This is a genomic window from Aeromonas sp. s4 (assembly GCF_040907855.1).
Classification (GTDB): Bacteria; Pseudomonadota; Gammaproteobacteria; order Enterobacterales; family Aeromonadaceae; genus Aeromonas; species Aeromonas caviae.
The window spans coordinates 14,213-33,407 of record NZ_JBFOCP010000059.1 but is presented as its reverse complement, the minus strand read 5'-3'; the positions used below and the strand labels follow the sequence as shown (position 1 = coordinate 33,407).

General features: G+C 57.5%; 16 protein-coding genes. All 16 read left to right on the top strand.

What is annotated here, in order from left to right; genetic code table 11:
* Nucleotides 1–1,137: type VI secretion system tip protein TssI/VgrG (gene tssI, locus AB5Y89_RS20360; protein ID WP_368224401.1), on the top strand; the 1,137-nt coding region annotated here is incomplete at its 5' end.
* Nucleotides 1,127–1,855, top strand: a complete 729-nt coding sequence (locus AB5Y89_RS20355) for a DUF4123 domain-containing protein (protein WP_368224400.1) — start codon at nt 1,127–1,129, stop codon at nt 1,853–1,855. The genes tssI and AB5Y89_RS20355, both read left to right, overlap by 11 nt.
* Nucleotides 1,852–6,717: an RHS repeat-associated core domain-containing protein gene (locus AB5Y89_RS20350; protein WP_368224398.1), complete on the top strand. Its 4,866-nt coding sequence runs from the start codon at nt 1,852–1,854 to the stop codon at nt 6,715–6,717. The genes AB5Y89_RS20355 and AB5Y89_RS20350 overlap by 4 nt, the downstream gene beginning before the upstream one ends.
* A 2-nt stretch (nt 6,718–6,719) precedes the next feature.
* The gene (locus tag AB5Y89_RS20345) at nt 6,720–6,941 is read left to right on the top strand and encodes a hypothetical protein (RefSeq protein ID WP_368224396.1); all 222 of its coding nucleotides are present in this window, start codon (nt 6,720–6,722) and stop codon (nt 6,939–6,941) included.
* Nucleotides 6,942–7,058: 117 nt separating this feature from the next.
* On the top strand, nt 7,059–7,277 hold the full coding sequence (locus AB5Y89_RS20340; protein ID WP_368224394.1) for a hypothetical protein: 219 nt from the start codon (nt 7,059–7,061) through the stop codon (nt 7,275–7,277).
* A 295-nt stretch (nt 7,278–7,572) separates the two neighbouring features.
* Nucleotides 7,573–7,968 (top strand): hypothetical protein, encoded by a 396-nt coding sequence (locus AB5Y89_RS20335; RefSeq protein WP_141227087.1) that lies wholly within the window; start codon nt 7,573–7,575, stop codon nt 7,966–7,968.
* Nucleotides 7,969–8,194: 226 nt separating this feature from the next.
* Nucleotides 8,195–8,662 carry a hypothetical protein gene (locus AB5Y89_RS20330; RefSeq protein ID WP_368224392.1) on the top strand — a complete coding sequence of 156 codons (468 nt, stop codon included), beginning with the start codon at nt 8,195–8,197 and terminating at the stop codon, nt 8,660–8,662.
* Nucleotides 8,663–8,802: 140 nt separating this feature from the next.
* Entirely contained in the window at nt 8,803–10,164 is a 1,362-nt protein-coding gene (locus AB5Y89_RS20325) for a tetratricopeptide repeat protein (protein ID WP_368224403.1), read from the top strand.
* A 661-nt stretch (nt 10,165–10,825) separates the two neighbouring features.
* Nucleotides 10,826–11,329, top strand: coding sequence for a type VI secretion system contractile sheath small subunit (gene tssB / locus AB5Y89_RS20320; protein WP_041215379.1), 504 nt, complete (start codon nt 10,826–10,828; stop codon nt 11,327–11,329).
* 36 nt (nt 11,330–11,365) lie between these two features.
* Nucleotides 11,366–12,844 (top strand): type VI secretion system contractile sheath large subunit, encoded by a 1,479-nt coding sequence (gene tssC / locus AB5Y89_RS20315; RefSeq protein ID WP_042015701.1) that lies wholly within the window; start codon nt 11,366–11,368, stop codon nt 12,842–12,844.
* Nucleotides 12,845–12,850: 6 nt separating this feature from the next.
* On the top strand, nt 12,851–13,282 hold the full coding sequence (tssE, locus tag AB5Y89_RS20310) for a type VI secretion system baseplate subunit TssE (protein WP_042015698.1): 432 nt from the start codon (nt 12,851–12,853) through the stop codon (nt 13,280–13,282).
* Between the two features lie 3 nt (nt 13,283–13,285).
* Nucleotides 13,286–15,052, top strand: a complete 1,767-nt coding sequence (gene tssF, locus AB5Y89_RS20305; RefSeq protein ID WP_368224390.1) for a type VI secretion system baseplate subunit TssF — start codon at nt 13,286–13,288, stop codon at nt 15,050–15,052.
* Nucleotides 15,016–16,014, top strand: a complete 999-nt coding sequence (tssG, locus tag AB5Y89_RS20300; protein ID WP_011705716.1) for a type VI secretion system baseplate subunit TssG — start codon at nt 15,016–15,018, stop codon at nt 16,012–16,014. The genes tssF and tssG overlap by 37 nt, the downstream gene beginning before the upstream one ends.
* A gap of 68 nt (nt 16,015–16,082) precedes the next feature.
* The gene (gene tagH, locus AB5Y89_RS20295; protein ID WP_011705717.1) at nt 16,083–17,333 is read left to right on the top strand and encodes a type VI secretion system-associated FHA domain protein TagH; all 1,251 of its coding nucleotides are present in this window, start codon (nt 16,083–16,085) and stop codon (nt 17,331–17,333) included.
* Complete coding sequence (tssJ, locus tag AB5Y89_RS20290) at nt 17,333–17,848, top strand: type VI secretion system lipoprotein TssJ (protein ID WP_253584731.1); 516 nt, start codon at nt 17,333–17,335, stop codon at nt 17,846–17,848. Before tagH ends, tssJ begins: the two co-directional genes overlap by 1 nt.
* A 2-nt stretch (nt 17,849–17,850) precedes the next feature.
* Nucleotides 17,851–19,185, top strand: a complete 1,335-nt coding sequence (gene tssK / locus AB5Y89_RS20285; protein WP_368224389.1) for a type VI secretion system baseplate subunit TssK — start codon at nt 17,851–17,853, stop codon at nt 19,183–19,185.
* Nucleotides 19,186–19,195: the final 10 nt, after the last annotated feature.

Genomic DNA, 19,195 nt, shown 5'->3' with positions numbered 1-19,195 from the left:
CTCACCGAACACCCCAACGGCAGCCTCAACACCGACTGGCAAGTGGTGCGCATCCAGCACACCGGCTTGCAGCCGCAGGCGCTGGAGGAGGAGGGGGGGAGCGGCCCCACCATCTATCACAACGAATTCGGGGTGGTGAAAGCCAGCACCACCTGGCGGGCGCGCATCGGCAGCCCCGAGGCACCCCACAAGCCGATGGTGGATGGCCCGCAAATCGCCATGGTGGTGGGCCCCGAAGGGGAGGAGATTTACTGCGACGAACACGGCCGGCTCAAGCTGCAATTCCCGTGGGACAGGTATGGCAGTTCCAACGACCAGAGCTCCTGCTGGGTGCGGGTCTCTCAGGGCTGGGCCGGGGGTCAGTACGGCATGATGGCCATCCCGCGCATCGGCCACGAGGTCATCGTGAGTTTCCTGGAAGGGGACCCCGACCAGCCCATCGTGACCGGTCGCACCTACCACGCCACCAATCGGCCGCCCTACGAGCTGCCAGCCAACAAGACCCGCACCGTGCTGCGCACCGAGACCCACCAGGGCGAGGGCTTCAACGAGCTGCGTTTCGAAGACCAGGCTGGCAAGGAAGAGATTTATATCCACGGTCAGAAAGACCTGAACGTGCTTATCGAAAATGATGCCGCCTGGCACATCAAGCACGACCAGCACACCGATATCGACAATGAGCGGGTGACTCGCATCAAGGCCAATGATCACCTCACTGTGAACGGTGAAAAACGGGATCACATCAAGGCCGACTATTCCCTCGGCGTTGACACCTCCATGCACCAAAAACTGGGTGACAGCTGGCTGACACAGGCCGGGCAGGAAGTGCACGTCAAAGCCGGTGCCAAGGTGGTGCTGGAGGCGGGCTCAGACATTACCGTCAAGGTCGGCGGCTGCTTCATCAAGGTCGATGGCGGCGGCGTCACCCTGGTGGGGCCCACCATCAAGATGAATTCGGGCGGCAGCCCGGGGGCCGGCTCGGGATGGGGCGGCAAGTCATCATTGGGCCCTCTGGGTGTCAGTGTTCCCCCCAAACCCAAGGTACCGCTCACTCCTGCCCAACTGGCCACCATGAAGAGTGCCGCCCCTTTCTGTGAAGAGTGTGAAAAATGCAAGGAGGGTGGCTGTGAGATTTGAGAGCACACCGCTGGAAGCGTGGATACAGAGGCAATCAGCCCCTCTTTATGCCGTGCTGGCGGGGGCCTGCGATGCGGCTCCCTTGCAGCACTACTACCAGCTCGATGGCCGCGAAACGCCACGCGGGCTCTATCTCGGCACCCCTTATGAAGACTGGCATCCCGTCATGCCCTATCTGGTGGCGCTCGACAAGGATAGCCCCTTTATCGAGTGGGCGCAGGGCGCCGAGGCGAGAGACTGGGGCTGGATAGTGGCGAGCGAGCAGCCTGTCGATGCCCTCTATGCCCATCTGCAGGGGCTGACCCAGATCTGGCACCAGGGGGAGGCGGTCTTCTTCCGTTACTGGGATGGCGTGTATCTGAAACGCATTCTGGTCCAGCTGGGAGAGGGCTTCACCGCCCTGCTGCCTGGAGTGAACGGAATCTGGGTCGGGGGGGATGGCTTCGAATGGGCTGCGTCAGAAGCCGCCGCACCACGCGCATTCCCCTGGTGGGAGCTGCCCCCTGCCATTGCCGCGACTTTGGCGAGACAGGATCCCGCCCCTCTTATCAACAACCTGATGCAGCAGTTGGCGGATCACAACGGTCAGCTCTACTGGGCGTTTCCCGAGGCGAACCTGCGCTGCAAGGTCGCCCGCTTTGTCTCCCGTCATCCATCCCCCGATATCGATCTGTTTCCGGCGCTGGAAGCGGCGCTGATCAATGAGGTTCAAGCATGAGCAATGTCGGCCAGGCCGTCTTCAACGAAGTGATCGCCGATTATCGCAACGTCCTGAGTGCCTATCGCAAGGATGCCGAGAGTTTCTTCCTGGGTGACATGCTCAGCATGGACATGGAGCAGACCATCAAGGTGGGCGACAAGACTATCACGGCATCGTCCGGCAGCAAGAAGGCGCAGTCGGTGGTGACGCAGTGCCCGCTGAGCGGCACGCTGCGGCTGGTTCATCTGTTCGAATCCGTCAGGTTTATTCCCATCGGCAATACCCCGTACAAGGTGGAGGCGGGGAAGCTGGTGCACGGACGTTTTGTCAGCGAGGCGGTAGTCAAGGAGGGAACCCTGGATGCCAAGGGTATTGCCGAGGTTGGTAAGCTGACCCCGGGCAAGTCCTATCGGGTGACCTTCTACCCCAATGTGAAGAAGAGCGACCTGGATACGCTGTTTGCCTCTTATGCCCCGGTTCAAAAAGACCTGGAGGCCTGGCTCACCAAGGAGTGGAACAGTGAGCACAAGGCTGCGTGGGCCCGTTACAGCGGCACTGGTGGCGGGTTTGGCAGCCATGTGCTGGCGGCGGCAAGCGGTATCGGCAAGGCGCTGGTCGGAGTGTGGGACGATCTTAAAACCATCTACAACCTGCTGGCCGATCCGGTAGGCAACGCCAAAAAGCTGGCCGAGTTCGGGGTGGACGCAGCGGCCATGGCAAAGGCCGGAGCCTCCCAGATGGAAGCTGCCATGCTGGTACTGCAAGATGAAGCACTGCTTTATCTCTATGCCTATGCCCTGGTGTGCTGGGTCAAGATGCTGCCCCCGGATCAGCAGACCGAGTTTGGTGCTCAGGTAATTTCGTCGGTACTGATTGACGTGATCATCGGGGTGATACTGACCGGCGGGGCAGGCCTGGCTGCACGCTATGGTGCCAAGGCTGCCACCATGGCCAAGAACAGTGACCGGGTCATGCGACTGGTCACTTCCCTGGTCGATCTCTCCAGGAAACACAACCTGGCCCAGCACGCCCAGCAGGCGAAAAAGGTGCTGATCACCGGGGCTGCACCGTTGAGCCCGGCCAAAAAAGCGGATCTCAAGCTGGTCGATGGCAATGCCAACACGCTGGTGGAAAAAGGCACGGCGGCCAAACGCCGATTCCAGGGGCACACCGAAATCAAGCAGGTGAACAAGACTCCGGATGCCTCCAAACAGGCAGTTACCCCGGCCAACCGGCCCCATCAACCGGAAGCCAGCACCTGCAAGAACAACTGCCCGGTCTCCATGGTGACGGGGGAAGAGTTGCTGGCACTGCAAGATGGCGAACTGCCGGGTCTGCTTCCCTTTGTCTTCGGGCGCCTCTATCGCACCTCCGCCGTCGCGCAATCCTGCGGCATGGGGCTTGGCTGGACGCATGCCCTTGCGCACCGACTTGAACGTCACGGCGATACCCTGACTTGGTGGGATGAGGAGTCCCTGGCAACGGAACTGCCGTTGCCATCAGCCGCCAGACCCATGGTGACCAACCTGCTGTCGGAGGCGGCGGTCTACCTCGGTGACGAGGCTGATGAAGTGATCCTGGCCAAGGCCGGTTCGCCGTTCCTGCATTTTACCTGGCATGGCGAGATTGGGCGGCTGACCGGTTTTTCCGATCCCTACGGCAATCGACTGACAGTGCGTTCTGACCATCAAGGGCGCCCCGCCTGGGTTGAAAATGAGGCTGGGCTGGCCCTTCGTCTCGCTTACGAGGGCGACCACATCATGGCGCTCGAGTTGCAGCGCTTTGATGGCATTGCCTGGCAGCCCCAGGCCACGCTGCAACGCTACCACTACGATGACCATGGTCACCTGGTAGCGGCCGAGAATGGGGCCGGGGAGTGCGAGCGTTATCGCTATCGTGATGATGGGGTCATTGTTGAGCGCCGTCTGGCTGGTGGTGCCGGTTTCTTCTGGGAGTGGGAAGGGAAAGGCAAGGCTGCCCGCGCCATCCGCCACTGGAGCGATGTGGCGGGTTTTGATGTCACCTATGGCTGGGATGATGACAAGGGCGAGGTGACGGTACTCAATGCCGATGGCAGTCAGGAGGTGTATCAGCACGACAGCCAGGCACGTCTTGTCCGCCAGCAGGATCCGGATGGTGCGATAACCGAGTTTGCCTACAACGACAAGGGTCAGAAAGTACTGGCCCGTGATCCGCTGGGGGCCGAGACCCATTATCACTACGACGAAGAGGGGATGTTGGCCCTCGAAGTGGCTCCCGACGGCAGTCAGACTGCCTATCACTACTGGGATGGCCGGGTTCGCAAGATAGTGCAGGGGGAGCGCGAATGGCGCTTTGAGCACAATCCGCAAGGGGATCTGATTGCCAGGCGGGATCCCCTGGGGAACGAAACCCGTTATGGCTATACCCCTCAGGGCAAGCTGTGCTCTGTGGTTCACCCGGACAGCACCCGCACCGAATTGGTATGGAACCGCCTTGGCCAGCTGATCGAAGAAAAAGGGGTCGATGGCGGGATAAGTCGCTGGCGCTATGACGAGCTGGGCCGCCAGATCGTGCGACAAGACCCGCGTGGCGCAATCACACGCTATGAATGGGACGCGGCAGATCGCCTCAGTGCCGTCCATCTGCCCGGGGGCGGCGTTCGCCGCTATGAGTACAACGCCTATGGCAAGGTCACGGCGCAGTGGGACGAGCTGGGTCGCGAGACACGTTTCGAATATCACCCTGGCCTGCATCTGGTGAGTCGGCGCATCAACCCCGATGGCAGCGAGCTCAAATACCGCTACGACAACGCCAAGCTCTTTCTCAGCGAAATCGAGAACGAGCATGGTGAACAGCATCGTATCCATTACCATCCCAACGGGCTGGTGGCACGGGAAACCGGCTTCGATGGTCGCACCACCGCCTACCGTTATGATCTCAACGGACGCCTGAGCGAAAAAGTGGAGTTCGGCAAGCAGGAGACCGAGCTGGTCACCCGCTATGAGCGCGACCCCATGGGGCGCTTGCTGAAAAAATCCCTGCCAGATGGTCGCGAGATCGCCTTCGAGTATGACGGCCATGGCCAGCTCATCCGGGTCGACGACGGTGCCTGGCCCCTGGCATTTGACTACGATGGTGCCGGTCATCTGGTGGCCGAGCATCAAGGGTGGGCCTCAAGCCATTTCCGATACGATGCCATGGGACGGTTGTCACACTGGCAACTGCCTGACGGCAACCGGCTTGGCTATCACTATCAGCACGGCGCGCTTGGCGGCATTGATCTCAACGGCGCCGAACTCACTCGCCACCAGGTGGTGGGTGGGCTTGAGCTGCGCAGGCAGCAAGGGGCACTGACCCAGCAGTACGAATATGACGAGCAGGGGCGCCTCTCGGCACTGCGTCTGCAGCGGGGCAAGCAGGTCGCCCGCGAGCGGCACTATGGCTATGACAGAACGGGCAACCTGCTGCACATCGATGACAGCGTGCAGGGGGAGCAGCACTATCGCTACGATCCGCTGGACCGCTTGCTGGAGGTGCGGGGCGAGCTGACCGAGCGCTTCTTGCATGATCCGGCCGGCAACCTCCTGGGTGAACGTTCGGGTGGTCAGTTCGATGGGGCCCGCACCCAGGGGAACCGGCTGCTGTTGAGTGGCGATCGCCACTTCGAGTACGACGAATTTGGCCGATTGGCGCTGGAGCGGCGCGGCAAGGGCCAGCAACTGGTGACCCGCTATCACTACGACTGCCAGCACCAGCTGGTGAGGGCTGAACTGCCCGATGGCAGCACTGCCTGTTATGACTACGATGCCTTTGGTCGCCGCATTCGCAAGACGGTAAAGGGTGCAAAAGGCGAGCAGGTTACCGAATTCCTGTGGCAGGCCAACAACCTGATTGCCGAGAGCCACTATCTGCTCGGTGATGACAAGCATCGTACTGACGAGCAGTACCGCAGCTTTATCTATGAACCCGGCAGTTTCAAACCCTTGGCACAGCTGGAAGGGGAGGGGCAGAAGGCCGAGGTATTCCACTACCAGCTTGACCACCTGGGCACTCCCTTGGCACTGACCCGCACAAGCGGGGCCACCGCCTGGCAGGTGCGCTATCGAGCCTATGGCAATGTCTGGCGTGAAGAGATCGCCGAGGTGGCAACCCCCTTGCGTTTCCAGGGGCAGTATTTTGACGCCGAGACGGGGCTTCACTACAACCGCCACCGCTACTACCAGCCCGGCACGGGTAGATTTATCACCCCTGACCCGATAGGCTTGGCCGGCGGGCTCAATAACTACCAGTATGCCCCCAACCCTACAGGCTGGGTGGATCCGCTAGGGTTAAGTAATGTGCCGGGGCAGTGTCCCGATGCTAGTGGTGTTATTCAGTCTAAACACCAAGATGCTTTGGAATCACCACCGAGTGTGGGTGGTAGCAAACCTGATTTTTATGTCGGGCCAAGCGGTCCAGATGCAACTTTGCCGAGCACTGGGTATCGGTATGACCGATATTTAAATGATGATGGTTCGTTATATAAATATGGCCAGGATGCAATTAACACAGGAGAAGCTCGGCTTTCATATTTCGGTTTTGATAAATTAGATACAGGTAATCAGGTTACAGAGGCATTCCAGATTCGAGCGCCAAAACATGTGACAATGAATGATCCAGATAAGTCATGGAGTGATGGACGATTACGTATCAAGTTTGATACTTTGCAATTATATGATGGCTCAGGTGTTCCAAGAGTGGAGGTACCTAGAAGTCATGGGGGGAAAGGGGCAGATCTCGAACCATTCACTGAGGCTTATCCAGAGTATGGAAAGGGTGGTGCTAGACAGCTAGTTCCTAACACTGATGAGCCTTTATATATAAAGGCTGATGCAATTGATATTTTACCAAAGGAATGATTATGACCGAAGGTGAATACTTTAGAGAGCAATTAATAATCTTTATTGAAAATCATAAAGAGGATTTTATTTCTGACTATGAAAACTTAATTGAAATCCTCAAAGATAAAAATAGAAGAATACCGATCAGGGGGATTAAGGAGAGTATGAGAGGGTGCGACCAATCAAAGTACTCTGATGCTGAGAAAGAAATGCTTGATGAAGCTATGTATCGTTATGGTTAGAGCAAAATAAATATTGAGACTCTCCCAGGCGGAAGGCTGCCGACAGGGAAGTGAAACTGTTATATCAACTGATAGACATAAAGGAGGATAAGGCCGATATATTGCCAGGAGAATGATATGGGTAGACATAAATTAAGAGATGATGCAAAAAGATTGATAGAAAATCATCTTTTAGGTATAGATCCAGATGCTAAACGTTTCATCGATATAATATCTGACGTTCAACGCCCCATTCCAATTAGAGCGATATTTGAACATGTTAGTATATTTAGCAAAAAGCCATTCAGTTCCGAGGAAAGAGATTTGGTAGATGAACTAATGTATTTATATGGATAAACTAACCCTGCTAGAGTAAGCGCCCGTATTAATATGTGCAGGGCATAGGGTTAATAAGTGTGGTGTAATTGGAAATCATCAGAGAAATTTGTATAGTATGGTTATCGTCGGTCACTGGACTTAACCTTTATTAATTCAGGAAGTGGATATGTATAGGTTAGGATAACGTAATACCATGACCTTTTTATTTGTTTTCTTTCCCTCTACGGCAAGATGACGACCGAGCAGGACGAGCTGGGTTTTCAGCTATTTCAAGCATGATGTCATGGGCGGCCAGTCTACTGGCAGTCGCTCGATGGCAACAAGCTTGCATAGTCTTGCCACAGGAATAAAAATGAGAGTTTATTTAAATGATGATGATATTTCTTGGGTTTATGATGGTAAAGAAATAAAAGTGATAGGTGATTATGTTGACGCTGCTTATGATAAGAAGTTAGATGGTGTGGCGGCTTTAAATGCCTCTGGCATTAGTTTTTTTGATAAGGAGGGAGATTTACTTTTCATTACCCGTTTTTCATTTAAAGAACCTGGCAGTTGCATATATTGCTTAGCAAACCAATCGGCTTCAGCAGAAAAAACAGTGAGAGTTGTTCTTGCACATGAACCATCATTTAAAGGTGAGCGTTTTTGGCAACATGATATTAATATTGAAAATGGAACTATTTCAGAGCCACTTGCAAAATGGCGATGAATGAAAGAGTAGCTCCCCACCGGGGATACATAATCCAAGGATGAGGTGATAGTCGGTTTAAATATAAAGTGGCTACTGGCAATGAACCAGGGGCAATTTCTGGTGAATGGGTTCCTGGCGGGAAAACTAAAGGTGGGGCAAAATAAGCCGCATTGCATGGTGCGGAAAACATAAAACATGATGGGTATATCGAAAAGCTGCTTAGTTATTTTGATGATACGATGAGATGGCAATAATGAAGCCATATAATGAAATTGAGTTCATATCAGAGTTCAAAACAAAACCATGGAATTTCTTTAGAGGAAATGAGGGATTCTTGGTTATGGACCGAGATTGGGGAGAGCATGGCCATTATCGTTCAACTGGGCGTCTTCTAACCTATATTGAACGGGGGATTCTATCACTAGAAGATCTTACGAAAGGAATGAATGCGTTTATCGGCACGCTAGATAAAGATAGTAAAGAAGATTTCTTTCAATTTACCGCTAGTGCTTGCTACATCTATTGCTCCATATATGATGTGGATTGTTATCCATACAAAATAGAAGATGACTTTTTTTTACCAGGTCATGCTTGCCACAGTATTTCAAAAGAATATATTGATGGTATAACTTTTGACTACCATGATCAACATTATGCATCTTTGATAAAAAAGGAATACCCTAAATCAGGCTTGACAAATATTTTGCTGTGACCCCTTTAATTTTCTCTAGAATATTGTTGAGTGTTTTTTATTATGTGTTTTTGGTATTTTGGGTGTTTCTACTAAATCTGTCATTATCCTCTTGTTTAAAACTGCGGGTGTTATAGATGGTATATCGAGCTTTACTATCGATGTTATTAGCTAGTTTGCTTATTGCATGTTCTACAACTACACGACTCACCGAGTCTGAACTCTCCCAAGCCGCCCAGCAGGGCCAGGGCAAGGCGCAATATGAGCTGGCCAACCGTTTGGCGGCGAAGCCGGATTATCCCGAGGCGATGCGCTGGATGAAGCAGGTTGCCGATCAAGTCGGTCCGCTGGCGGCAGATGCCGATATTCGGGGCAAGGCTGCACTACAGGTGGGAAGCTGGTATCAGGTGGGGTTGGGAGAGCCCAAAAATCCTGCACTGGCTAGGCAGTGGTGGCAGCGCTCCGCCAAGTTGGGCAATTCGGAGGCCAGCTATCAACTGGGTCAGGAGTGCCTGCAACGGCACAAGGGGAAGCTGGTCAGTGAGTGTCTCGACTGGTTCGAGCATGCAGCCAAGCGGGATCATGGGAATGCCCAGCTGGTTCTGGGGCAGTGGTATGCATGTCAGGCGGGGGCCGATGAAGAGGCCGTCAAGTGGTTGGAGAAAGCCGCCGAACAAGGGAATCGGGATGCCCAATTCCAGCTTGGCGCTCGCTATGAGCAAGGGAAAGGGGTGATAAAGCGCGCCGATCTTGCCCTGCGCTGGTATGAGAAAGCCGCAGCCCAGCAACAGCCGGACGCTTTACTGGTACTGGCGAGCAAGGCGCCCTCTGAAGAGGCATTCAGCCTCTATCAGCGCGCCGCCAATGCTGGGGCTGCTCCTGCCCAGCTGTGGTTGGGGCAGGCCTATCTGAGGGGGGATCTGGTTGCCCAGGACCTGGCGCTTGGCCGTTATTGGCTGGAGCTGGCGGCAGGCAATGGTTCCCATGACGCCGAATATCAATTGAGCCTGCAGCAGAGCGATATCACCGCACGGGAGCACTGGCTGAATCTGGCTGCTGCGGGGGGGGTGAGCCAGGCTCAGCTTGAACTGGCGACCCTGCAACAGGAACGGGGGGAGTTGAAAGCTGCGCGCAAGAGCCTCTCTCTGGCCGCCTCGCAGGGCAATGTCGAGGCTCGATATGCCTACGGCGAGATGCTGCGACTGGGGCTGGGTGGTGAGGCTGATTACACCGAAGCCATGAAACAGTATCGGGCTGCGGCAAACGCCAATCATCGGCAAGCACAATATCGCATGGGCATCATGCGTGAGCAGGGATGGGGAGCCCCCCGCAATAGATTGCATGCTTATGCATGGTATTTATTGGCCGCAACGGATGGCAATATTGATGCAACCGCCGCCAGCCGTGAACTTGAAAAAGGCATGACGGCACAAGAAAAAAGTGCCGGTCAAAAACTGGCGCAGCACTGGTTCATCAGGCTGGATAAACACGGTGAAATGGGGCAGGCGTCAGAGGGCATATGATGCCATTCCCATAACATGAATGAGATATAGTGATAAAAATAACAGTGAGTGGATAAAGCCATTTCCCACTTATTATCGCCATCCAATACCGCCTTGATAATGCATCCTGGCGGTTTTTTTGACAAAAATAATATCGGATGTTGTCAGAAAAATCTCTTTTTGTGTTCGGAAAATGAGCGCGGCTTATGGCTTATCATGAGAGGTTATGAAGATTTAAAATCAGATTTTTCCTATTTAACTCTTCACTAAATACAACTTTCATACACTTTTTGTCCAAGTTTACATTTTGATGGCTTGACTCTATCTTGTTGTTTTTATTGGTGTTTGTGCATTTATTTTGATTTTGATACATGTGCAAATATATTTGTCGTTGACGTTATCATCATCAAAAATATACCATTCGCTACAAATGGCTCTTAAGCCAGGTATGATCTCTAACGAAGAGTAGAGACGTAATCGGATTGTATTTAATAACAAGCTGAATGCTGCTTTTTGGATATCCAGGCTCTCTCCTGGAATATATCGAAAAGGCGTGGTTGGCTGGTGCTTTTTTGTTCATTTTCGTCCTGAGCACGTCAACTGTCATTTTTTACAGTTGCCGACAAAAGCATTGGCTATAAGCTTTTGGGTCTTCATGGATCCTCAACTTGGTATCTAGAGCATGGGAAAAGGGATTGATGGCGCCACTGTTGCGCCCAAAGAACGTATCAATATCAAATATGTGCCGGCAACCGGTGGCCAACAGGCGGAAATAGAGCTTCCGTTGACCATGATGGTGGTTGGAAATATGAAAGGGCGCTCTGAAGAGACCCCCATCGAGGAGCGTCAGACCGTCTCCATCGACAAGAATAATTTTTCTTCCGTCATGAAAGAATCTGCACTGGAGCTGAATTTTTCGGTTCCCAACCGCCTGGAGGAGAACAGCCAGGACGAGTTGCCCGTGTCGATCAAAATCCAGTCCCTGGAAGACTTCACCCCTGACAGCGTTGCCCAGCAAGTGCCCGAGTTGCGCAAGCTGCTGGAGCTGCGTGAGGCGCTGGTTGCCCTGAAGGGGCCGCTTGGCAATATCCCCGCCTTCCGCAACCGTCTGCAGGATCTGCTGTCCAGTGACGACGCTCGCGAGCAATTGCTCAAGGAGCTGGATTTGATTAAGCCTGCCGAGTGATCAGCAGATTAATTGACTGACTTATAAGGAAAAATTATGTCTCTGGTCGAAGAACAGGTTCAAGCGGGGGCGAGTGCAGCCTCCTCGTCCCTGCTGGACGAAATCATGGCGCAGGCTCGCATCACCCCGGTGGATGAGGGCTACAGCGTCGCCAAGCAGGGCGTTGCAGCCCTGATTGCCAACATTCTGGACAGCGGCACCACCACAGAGCCGGTGAACAAGGCGCTGGTGGACAGCATGATCGTCGAGCTCGACAAGAAGCTCGGCAAGCAGATGGACGTCATCCTGCACGCCAAGGAGCTGCAAGAGCTGGAGTCCTCCTGGCGCTCCCTGAAGCTCCTGGTGGATCGCACCGATTTTCGCGAGAACATCAAGATCCAGGTGCTGCACGCCACCAAGGAAGAGCTGCTGGAAGATTTTGAATTTTCTCCTGAAATCACCCAGTCCGGCCTCTACAAGCACGTCTATTCCAGCGGTTATGGCCAGTTTGGCGGACAGCCGGTCGGCGCCGTGATTGGTGACTACGCCTTCACCCACAGCTCCCCTGACATCAAGCTGATGCAGTATGTCAGTGCAGTGGGCGCCATGGCCCATGCCCCCTTCATCTCTTCCGTCGCCCCCGCCTTCTTCGGGGTCGACAGCTTCACCGATCTGCCCTCCATCAAGGACCTGAAATCGGTATTCGAAGGGCCGGCCTACACCAAGTGGCGCTCCCTGCGCGAGTCGGAAGATGCCCGCTATCTGGGTCTGACTGCACCGCGCTTCCTGGCGCGTCTGCCCTATGATCCGACCGAGAACCCCATCAAGGGCTTCAACTACCAGGAAGAGATCAGCTCGAACCATGATCATTACCTGTGGGGCAACACCGCCTATCTGATGGGCACCTCCCTGACCGACAGTTTCGCCAAGTACCGCTGGTGCCCGAACATCATCGGTCCGCAGAGTGGTGGCGCCATTCACGATCTGCCGGTGCATGTCTATGAGGCCATGGGTCAGTTGCAGGCGAAGATCCCGACCGAAGTGCTCATCACGGATCGCCGTGAATACGAGCTGTCGGAAGAGGGCTTCATCACCCTGACCATGCGCAAGGACAGCGACAACGCCGCCTTCTTCTCCGCCAACTCGGTGCAAAAGCCCAAGGTGTTCCCGAACACCAAGGAAGGGAAGGAAGCGGAAACCAACTACAAGCTGGGTACCCAGCTGCCCTACATGTTCATCATCAACCGCCTGGCCCACTACATCAAAGTGCTGCAGCGCGAGCAGATCGGTTCCTGGAAGGAACGCCAGGATCTGGAACGGGAACTCAACAACTGGATCCGTCAGTTCGTGGCCGACCAGGAGAACCCCCCTGCAGACGTGCGTAGCCGTCGTCCCCTGCGCGCCGCCCAGATCAAGGTGCTGGACGTGGAAGGGGAGCCGGGCTGGTATCAGGTCGCCATGGCCGTGCGCCCGCACTTCAAGTACATGGGAGCGAGCTTCGAGCTCTCTCTGGTAGGTCGTCTGGACAAGGAATAAGGCCCGATGCCGCATCTCTCATCCTGGGATAGAGGCAATGCGGCCAGCCTGTTTGATCGCATTCGGGGGGAGGGGCTTGGCTCCTCCCCCCGTTCGGAAGTGGATGAACTGGTGGACTCCGTCAAACGGCAGCTCGACCAGATCCTCAACACCCGTCCCGGCAACTGTCGCAGTGCCCCCGAGCTTGGTGTCATCGATCTCAATGACGCCACCCAGGGCAGTGCCGACATCAAGGGGCGGATCCGGGAGGCGATCCGGCAATGCATCCGCCGCTATGAGCCGCGGATCGTGCATGTGGAAGTCCGTTCACCCGACTATCAGGCGAGTCCGCTTGAGATGACGTTTCAGGTGACGGCCCACGTGCGGCTGGAGCAGCTCGAGCAAGTTACCTCGTTCAACGTCCATATGGACAGTCACCGTCACTACCGCATGGTCTGATCAATGTCGCTGGAACATTACTTCAGGGATGAACTGGCATTTTTGCGCCTGCAAGGGCGCGAATTTGCCGACGCCTATCCCGAGCTCACCCGTTTTCTGTCGGAGCAGAACACCGATCCGGACGTGGAGCGCCTGCTGGAGGGATTCGCCTTCCTCACGGGCAACCTGCGCGCCAAGATTGAGGATGAGTTTCCCGAGCTGACCCACGGTCTGCTCAACATGCTCTGGCCCAACTACCTGCGTCCCGTGCCCAGCATGACCATCATGCAGTTTTCTGTCATTCCGGGGGCCATCGCCCAGCCGGCGCTGGTCAGGCAAGGCTGTCAGCTCGACAGTCTGCCCCTGGACGAGGTGACCTGTCATTTCCAGACCTGTCACGATACCTGGGTCTATCCGGCCGATATCCGCCATATCGCGGCCCAGAGCGGCAACGATCTCTCCACCATCTCGCTGGACATCGCCCTGCATGCCCCCTTGCCGCTCAGCGAACTGCAGCTGGACAAGCTGCGCTTCTTCCTTGGTGGCGACAGCTACACCGCCTATGAGCTCTACTTCTGGCTTTCCAACCAGCTTTCCCATATCGAGCTGGAGATCGACGGCAAGCGCTTTCGTCAGGAGGCCAAGGCCCTCAAATCGGTCGGCTTCGAGCGTGATGATGCGCTCTTGCCCTATCCGAACAACGTCTTTTCCGGCTACCGGATCCTGCAGGAGTACTTCTGCTTCCCGGAAAGCTTCCTCTTCTTCGAACTCTCCGGTGGCGAGTGGCCCAAACAGCCGTTGCCGGTGAGCGAATTCAAGGTGCACTTCTGCTTCGACCGGCCATTGCCGGCGGAGCTCAAGATCCGTCCCGACTCCTTCATGCTCAACTGCGTGCCGGCCATCAACCTGTTCCAGCACGACAGCGAGCCGGTCAACCTCAACGGTCGTCAGGCGGAGTATCCCCTCAAGGCAAGTTATCGCCACGCCGACAGCTTCGAGATCTTCTCGGTGGATCAGGTGGAGGGCTGGGTCGAGGGGAACCTCGGCCGCTCCCGCGGTACGCCGCGCATCTATCAGCCGTTCGAGAGCTTCCAGCACCAGATCGAGCGGGCCAAACAGCGGCTGGCGCTCTACTACCGGGTGCGGGTCAAGGAGGCGGTGAGCGGGGATGGTTTCGAACACAGCCTCTCGTTCGTGCGCGGGGATGAAACCACCACGGTCGAACTGGATGAATCCATCTCGGTGACGCTCACCTGCACCAACCGCTCCCGCGCCGCCCGTCTCAAGGTGGGCAGCGTCTGCGTGCCGACCGGCAGCTCGCCCTCGTTTGCCACCTTCCGCAACCTGATCCGGCCGACCCGGCCGCTGCGCCCGGCGCTGGACGGCAGTCTGCACTGGACGCTGATATCCAACCTGTCGCTCAACTATGTCTCCCTGCTGCGCCGCGATGCCCTGGTGCAGGTGCTGCGCACCTACGATTTTCCGGCGCTGCACGACAAGCAGGCCGAGCAGGCCTCGCGCAAGCGGCTGGCGGGGATCGAGGAGATCGAGACCAAGCCAGTGGATCGGCTGGTGCGCGGCATGCCGGTGCGGGGGCTCAAGTCGGTGCTCTCCATCCGCCAGTCCGCCTTCGGCAGCGAAGGGGAGCTCTATCTGTTCAGTACCGTGCTGGCCCACTTCTTCTCGCTCTATGCCAGCGTCAACGCCTTCCACCTGCTTGAGGTGGTCAATCTCGACAACAAGGAGCGCTACCAATGGCCAGTCCAGATCGGTCAGCACTCCCTGATGTGAACGCCACCCGGGAGGCGCCCCGCTTCAACTTCTTCCAGCTGGTTGAGCTGCTCAACCGGCTCGATGGCGCCGATCAGGAGCGAGGGCTCGACTACCTCCCCGGTGACGAGAACATCCGCTTCAAGGCGACTGCCTCCCTGGGGTTCCCCACCAGCGACGTGCTGCAGATTGGTCGGGACGGGCAGGGCCGCCACGAGCTGGAAGTGGCCTTCCTCGGCCTGCACGGCAGTCAGTCGCCTATGCCCGGCTATTACCTCGATTCGCTGGCGTGGGAGTACGCCCAGGGGGAGCAGAAGCTCGGCCTGTTTCTGGACTTCTTCCACCACCGTCTGCTGACCCTGCTGCACCGGATCTGGCGCAAGTATCGCTACCACGTGCGGTTTCAGGACAACGGCGAGGATGGCTTCTCCCGTCTGATGTTTGCCCTGGTAGGGCTTGGCAACGAAGCGGTATGCCAGAGCCTGCCGGTCAACCGGGCTAAGATGCTCTCCTATGCGGGCATGCTGGCCAGCCCCAGCCGCTCCCCCGAGGTGGTGGCCGGTCTGGTGGCCCACTGCTTCGATCTGGCCGACGTGCAGGTGAGCGCCTGGCAATGGCGCAAGGTGCCTATTCATCAGGATCAGCAAAATCGCCTCGGCGGCGCCTGCGCCACGTTGGGGAGCGATTTTGTCATCGGTGACAAGGTGAATGACTGTGCCGGCAAGTTCTTGTTGAAGATCAACAACCTGAGCTTTGGCCAGTTTCTCGGCTTTCTGCCGAACGGGGAGCACTTTCACGCCCTGGTGACCTTCGTCTCCTTCATCCTGCGCGATCAGCTGGCCTGGGATCTGCGCCTGGGGTTTGGTCAGGAGCAGGCGAGGGGGTTGAGGCTGGGTGAAGAGCAGAGTGCCCGCCTGGGGTGGAGTACCTTTCTCGGCCAGCCGCCGAGTGATCCGTTTGTGACCATTTGTGTGCAGGAATAAGTGCAGGAATAAGTGCAGCGATCAGCAGCGCAGAACATTTAACTACAGGAATCAGTGCAGGAGTAACTGTGGACGATTTTAACCAGCAACTTTCCCTGGTGGTGCTCAACAGCGAACAGCTCGACGGCAGCCAGCAGGTGCAGTACCGCTTCGACGAGATGGGGGGGACCCTGGGGGCCTCCGAACAGGATGACTGGCAACTGCGCGACAGGTTGGGGGCCGTCATGCCCGCCCACGCCCGCATCGAGCTCAACGACGGTCGCTTCTGCCTGTGCGATCTGAGCGGCCAGACCTATATCAACGGTGCCACCTCGCCCATCGGGCGGGCCCGCAAGGTGCATCTGGAGCAGGGGGACGAGCTCGTGGTCGGCCCGTTCCGGCTGCGCGCCTACCTGGGGGCCATCACCCCCGAGCAGAGCCTGCAACAGGTGCTGGGCAATCGCCCCACCGAGCAGCTCGACGAGTGGCTGACCAGCGATGAGCCCGTCGTGCCGGCTGACGATCCGCGCACCCTGGCGGCCGATCCCTTGCTGGCATTGCAGCAGGAGCGCAGGGCGCCCAATCCGTTGATGGATGGTCCGCTGGCGGACGGTCGCCTGCAGGCTTCACTGCGTTCACAACCGGATGTGGACGTTCCCCCTCTTGCCCCTTTTTCTGCTGTCGAGAACACCATGAACCAAGAATTTCTGGATATGCCCGCCATCGAGAACCATCCCGATTATCAGCTGTCGCTGGACGGCGTCGATCATGTGGCCCTGACCCCGCTGATGCGTGGCCTGGGCCAACCCTTGCAACTGCAGGACACCCAGCAGGCCCACGACATGCTCGAAGAGATGGGCAAGACGGTGCGGGCCATGGTGGAGGGGCTGCTGCAGCTGCAAAACGAGCAGGCGGCACTGGCGGACAAGCACCTGCGTCCCATCGAGGACAACCCGCTGCGCCTGGGCCTTGATTATGACGAGACCCTGGCGGTGCTGTTTGCCGAGCAGAAGAGCCCGGTCCACCTGAGCGCACCGGCGGCGGTGGCCGAGAGCCTGCACAACGTGCGCATCCACCACGTGGCGAACCAGCAGGCCATCGGCGCGGCGCTCGACAGCATCCTGCAGGCGTTTTCACCGCAGGCCCTGCTGGGGCGTTTCGAGCAATACCGCCGCAGCGGTGCACCGGGCACGGCCGACGAAGGCTGGGCCTGGGACATGTATCAGCACTACTACCGCGAGCTCACCTCCGCCCGTCAGCAGGGGTTCGACAAGCTGTTCCACCAGGTGTATGCCCAGGCCTATGACCAGGCCGTGCGTCAGCAACAGGGACTGATTTGATGATACGTGCGCTGATGCTGGGCGCCGCGCTGCTGGCCCTGGCAGGTTGTACCACCATGGGCAAGATGGCTGACGTGGCCATGAACCCGGATATCCAGGTGGGCAGCAATGACAGTCAACCCTCCACCCTGGGGCTGAGCCTGCTGGCGGAGCCTGACGTCAACCCCAACGAGAGCGGGGAGGCGGCGCCCATCGAGTTTCAGGTGGTGCTGCTGGCGGAGGATTCCAAGCTGCTCGCCACCGACTACGACCAGGTGACCGCGGACGTGGAGAAGGCCCTTGGCAAGAACTACCTGGACCACCAGGACTACACCCTGCTGCCGGGCCAGTTCAAATACCTGCCCCCCATCAAGCTCGACGAGAAGACCCGCTACATCGGGGTGATCGCACGCTACGCCGACCCCGACAGCGCCGAGTGGCGCAAGGTCATCAAGATCAAGAGCAAGGGAACGGCTTATCAAATCCTGGTGCACCTGCGCCTGGATGAAGTGGAACTGCAAAAAGAAGAAGAATAACCATGTCGAGTCGAAATCGGGTTATCTGGCGTGAGGGGCTGTTCATCAAGCCCCAGCACTTCCAGCAACAACAAAGACATTCGGATTACGCACTGCACGCTCGCCTGAGCGCGCTGTCCGACTATTTCTACGGCTTGCAGTCGCTCGCCATCAACGAGGACTACCTGGGCTTTGGCCGCATCGCCCTGGTGGGGGCCACCGGCATCCTGCCGGACGGTACCGTGTTTAACATCCCCAATGACGATGTGCTGCCGACCCCGCTGGAAGTCACTGACGCCTCGGTGGCCAACCAGAAGGTCTATCTGGCGCTGCCGCTCTCGGTGAGCGGCGTCAACGAGGTCAATCAGGGCGGTCAGGTCGCTACCCGGTTGCAGGCCCATCGCCACGACGTGCGCGACCTGCACAGCGAAGGGGGGGACGTGGTCTCCCTCGAAGTGGGGCGGGTCAGCCTGCGGCTGATGCTGGAGCGGGAAGATCGCAGCGCCTACGCCTCGCTCGCCATCGCCCGGATCCTGGACAAGCGTCCGGACGGCGGCCTGGTGCTGGATCCCAACTTCATGCCCTGCAGCATCAGCGTCTCCGCCATCCCGACCCTCAAGCGCTTCCTTGGCGAGTCGGCCGGCCTCGTGGCCGAGCGGGCCCGCAGCCTCTCCCAGCGCATCGCGGCGCCGGGCCAGCAGGGGGTGGCCGACGTGGCCGAGTTCATGATGCTGCAACTGCTCAACCGGGCCCAGCCCCAGCTCTCCCATCTGGCGCGCCTTGGCACCCTGCACCCCGAGCGGCTGCATGAGGCGCTGGTGCAGATCTGTGGCGAGCTGATGACCTTTACCGACGAGTCCCGTCTGCCGCCCGAGTTCCCCGCCTATCGCCACGATGATCAGCAGGTGAGCTTCGAGCCGGTGATGCTGGCCCTACGCCAGGCGCTCAGCACAGTGCTGTCGCCGCGCGCCGTCTCCATCCAGCTGCGCAAGCACCAGTACGGCATCATGGTGGCCATGGTCAACGAGAGCGAGCTGATGCAGAGCGCCGACTTCGTGCTGGCGGTGCGTGCCCGCATGCCGCAGGAGCAGCTGCGCAAGCAGTTGCTGCAGCAGACCAAGGTGGCCTCCAGCGACAAGATCCGCGAGCTCATCAGCCTGCAGCTGCCCGGCATTCCGCTGCTGCCGCTGCCGGTGGCGCCGCGCCAGCTGCCCTACCACGCCGGTTATATCTACTTCCAGCTCGACCGGCAGAGCCCGGCCTGGCAGATGCTGGCGGTGGGCAACACCCTTGCCTTCCATATCGCCGGCGATTTCCCCGAGCTCGACATGCAGCTCTGGGCCATTCGCAGCCAGTGATCGCACCAAG

Coding starts and splice junctions, on each gene's coding strand:
- AB5Y89_RS20350 (WP_368224398.1), top strand. CDS start 1,852: ATGAGCAATGTCGGCCAGGCCGTCTTCAACGAAGTGATCGCCGATTAT.
- AB5Y89_RS20345 (WP_368224396.1), top strand. CDS start 6,720: ATGACCGAAGGTGAATACTTTAGAGAGCAATTAATAATCTTTATTGAA.
- AB5Y89_RS20340 (WP_368224394.1), top strand. CDS start 7,059: ATGGGTAGACATAAATTAAGAGATGATGCAAAAAGATTGATAGAAAAT.
- AB5Y89_RS20335 (WP_141227087.1), top strand. CDS start 7,573: ATGGCAACAAGCTTGCATAGTCTTGCCACAGGAATAAAAATGAGAGTT.
- AB5Y89_RS20330 (WP_368224392.1), top strand. CDS start 8,195: ATGGCAATAATGAAGCCATATAATGAAATTGAGTTCATATCAGAGTTC.
- AB5Y89_RS20325 (WP_368224403.1), top strand. CDS start 8,803: ATGTTATTAGCTAGTTTGCTTATTGCATGTTCTACAACTACACGACTC.
- tssB (WP_041215379.1), top strand. CDS start 10,826: ATGGGAAAAGGGATTGATGGCGCCACTGTTGCGCCCAAAGAACGTATC.
- tssC (WP_042015701.1), top strand. CDS start 11,366: ATGTCTCTGGTCGAAGAACAGGTTCAAGCGGGGGCGAGTGCAGCCTCC.
- tssE (WP_042015698.1), top strand. CDS start 12,851: ATGCCGCATCTCTCATCCTGGGATAGAGGCAATGCGGCCAGCCTGTTT.
- tssF (WP_368224390.1), top strand. CDS start 13,286: ATGTCGCTGGAACATTACTTCAGGGATGAACTGGCATTTTTGCGCCTG.
- tssG (WP_011705716.1), top strand. CDS start 15,016: ATGGCCAGTCCAGATCGGTCAGCACTCCCTGATGTGAACGCCACCCGG.
- tssJ (WP_253584731.1), top strand. CDS start 17,333: ATGATACGTGCGCTGATGCTGGGCGCCGCGCTGCTGGCCCTGGCAGGT.
- tssK (WP_368224389.1), top strand. CDS start 17,851: ATGTCGAGTCGAAATCGGGTTATCTGGCGTGAGGGGCTGTTCATCAAG.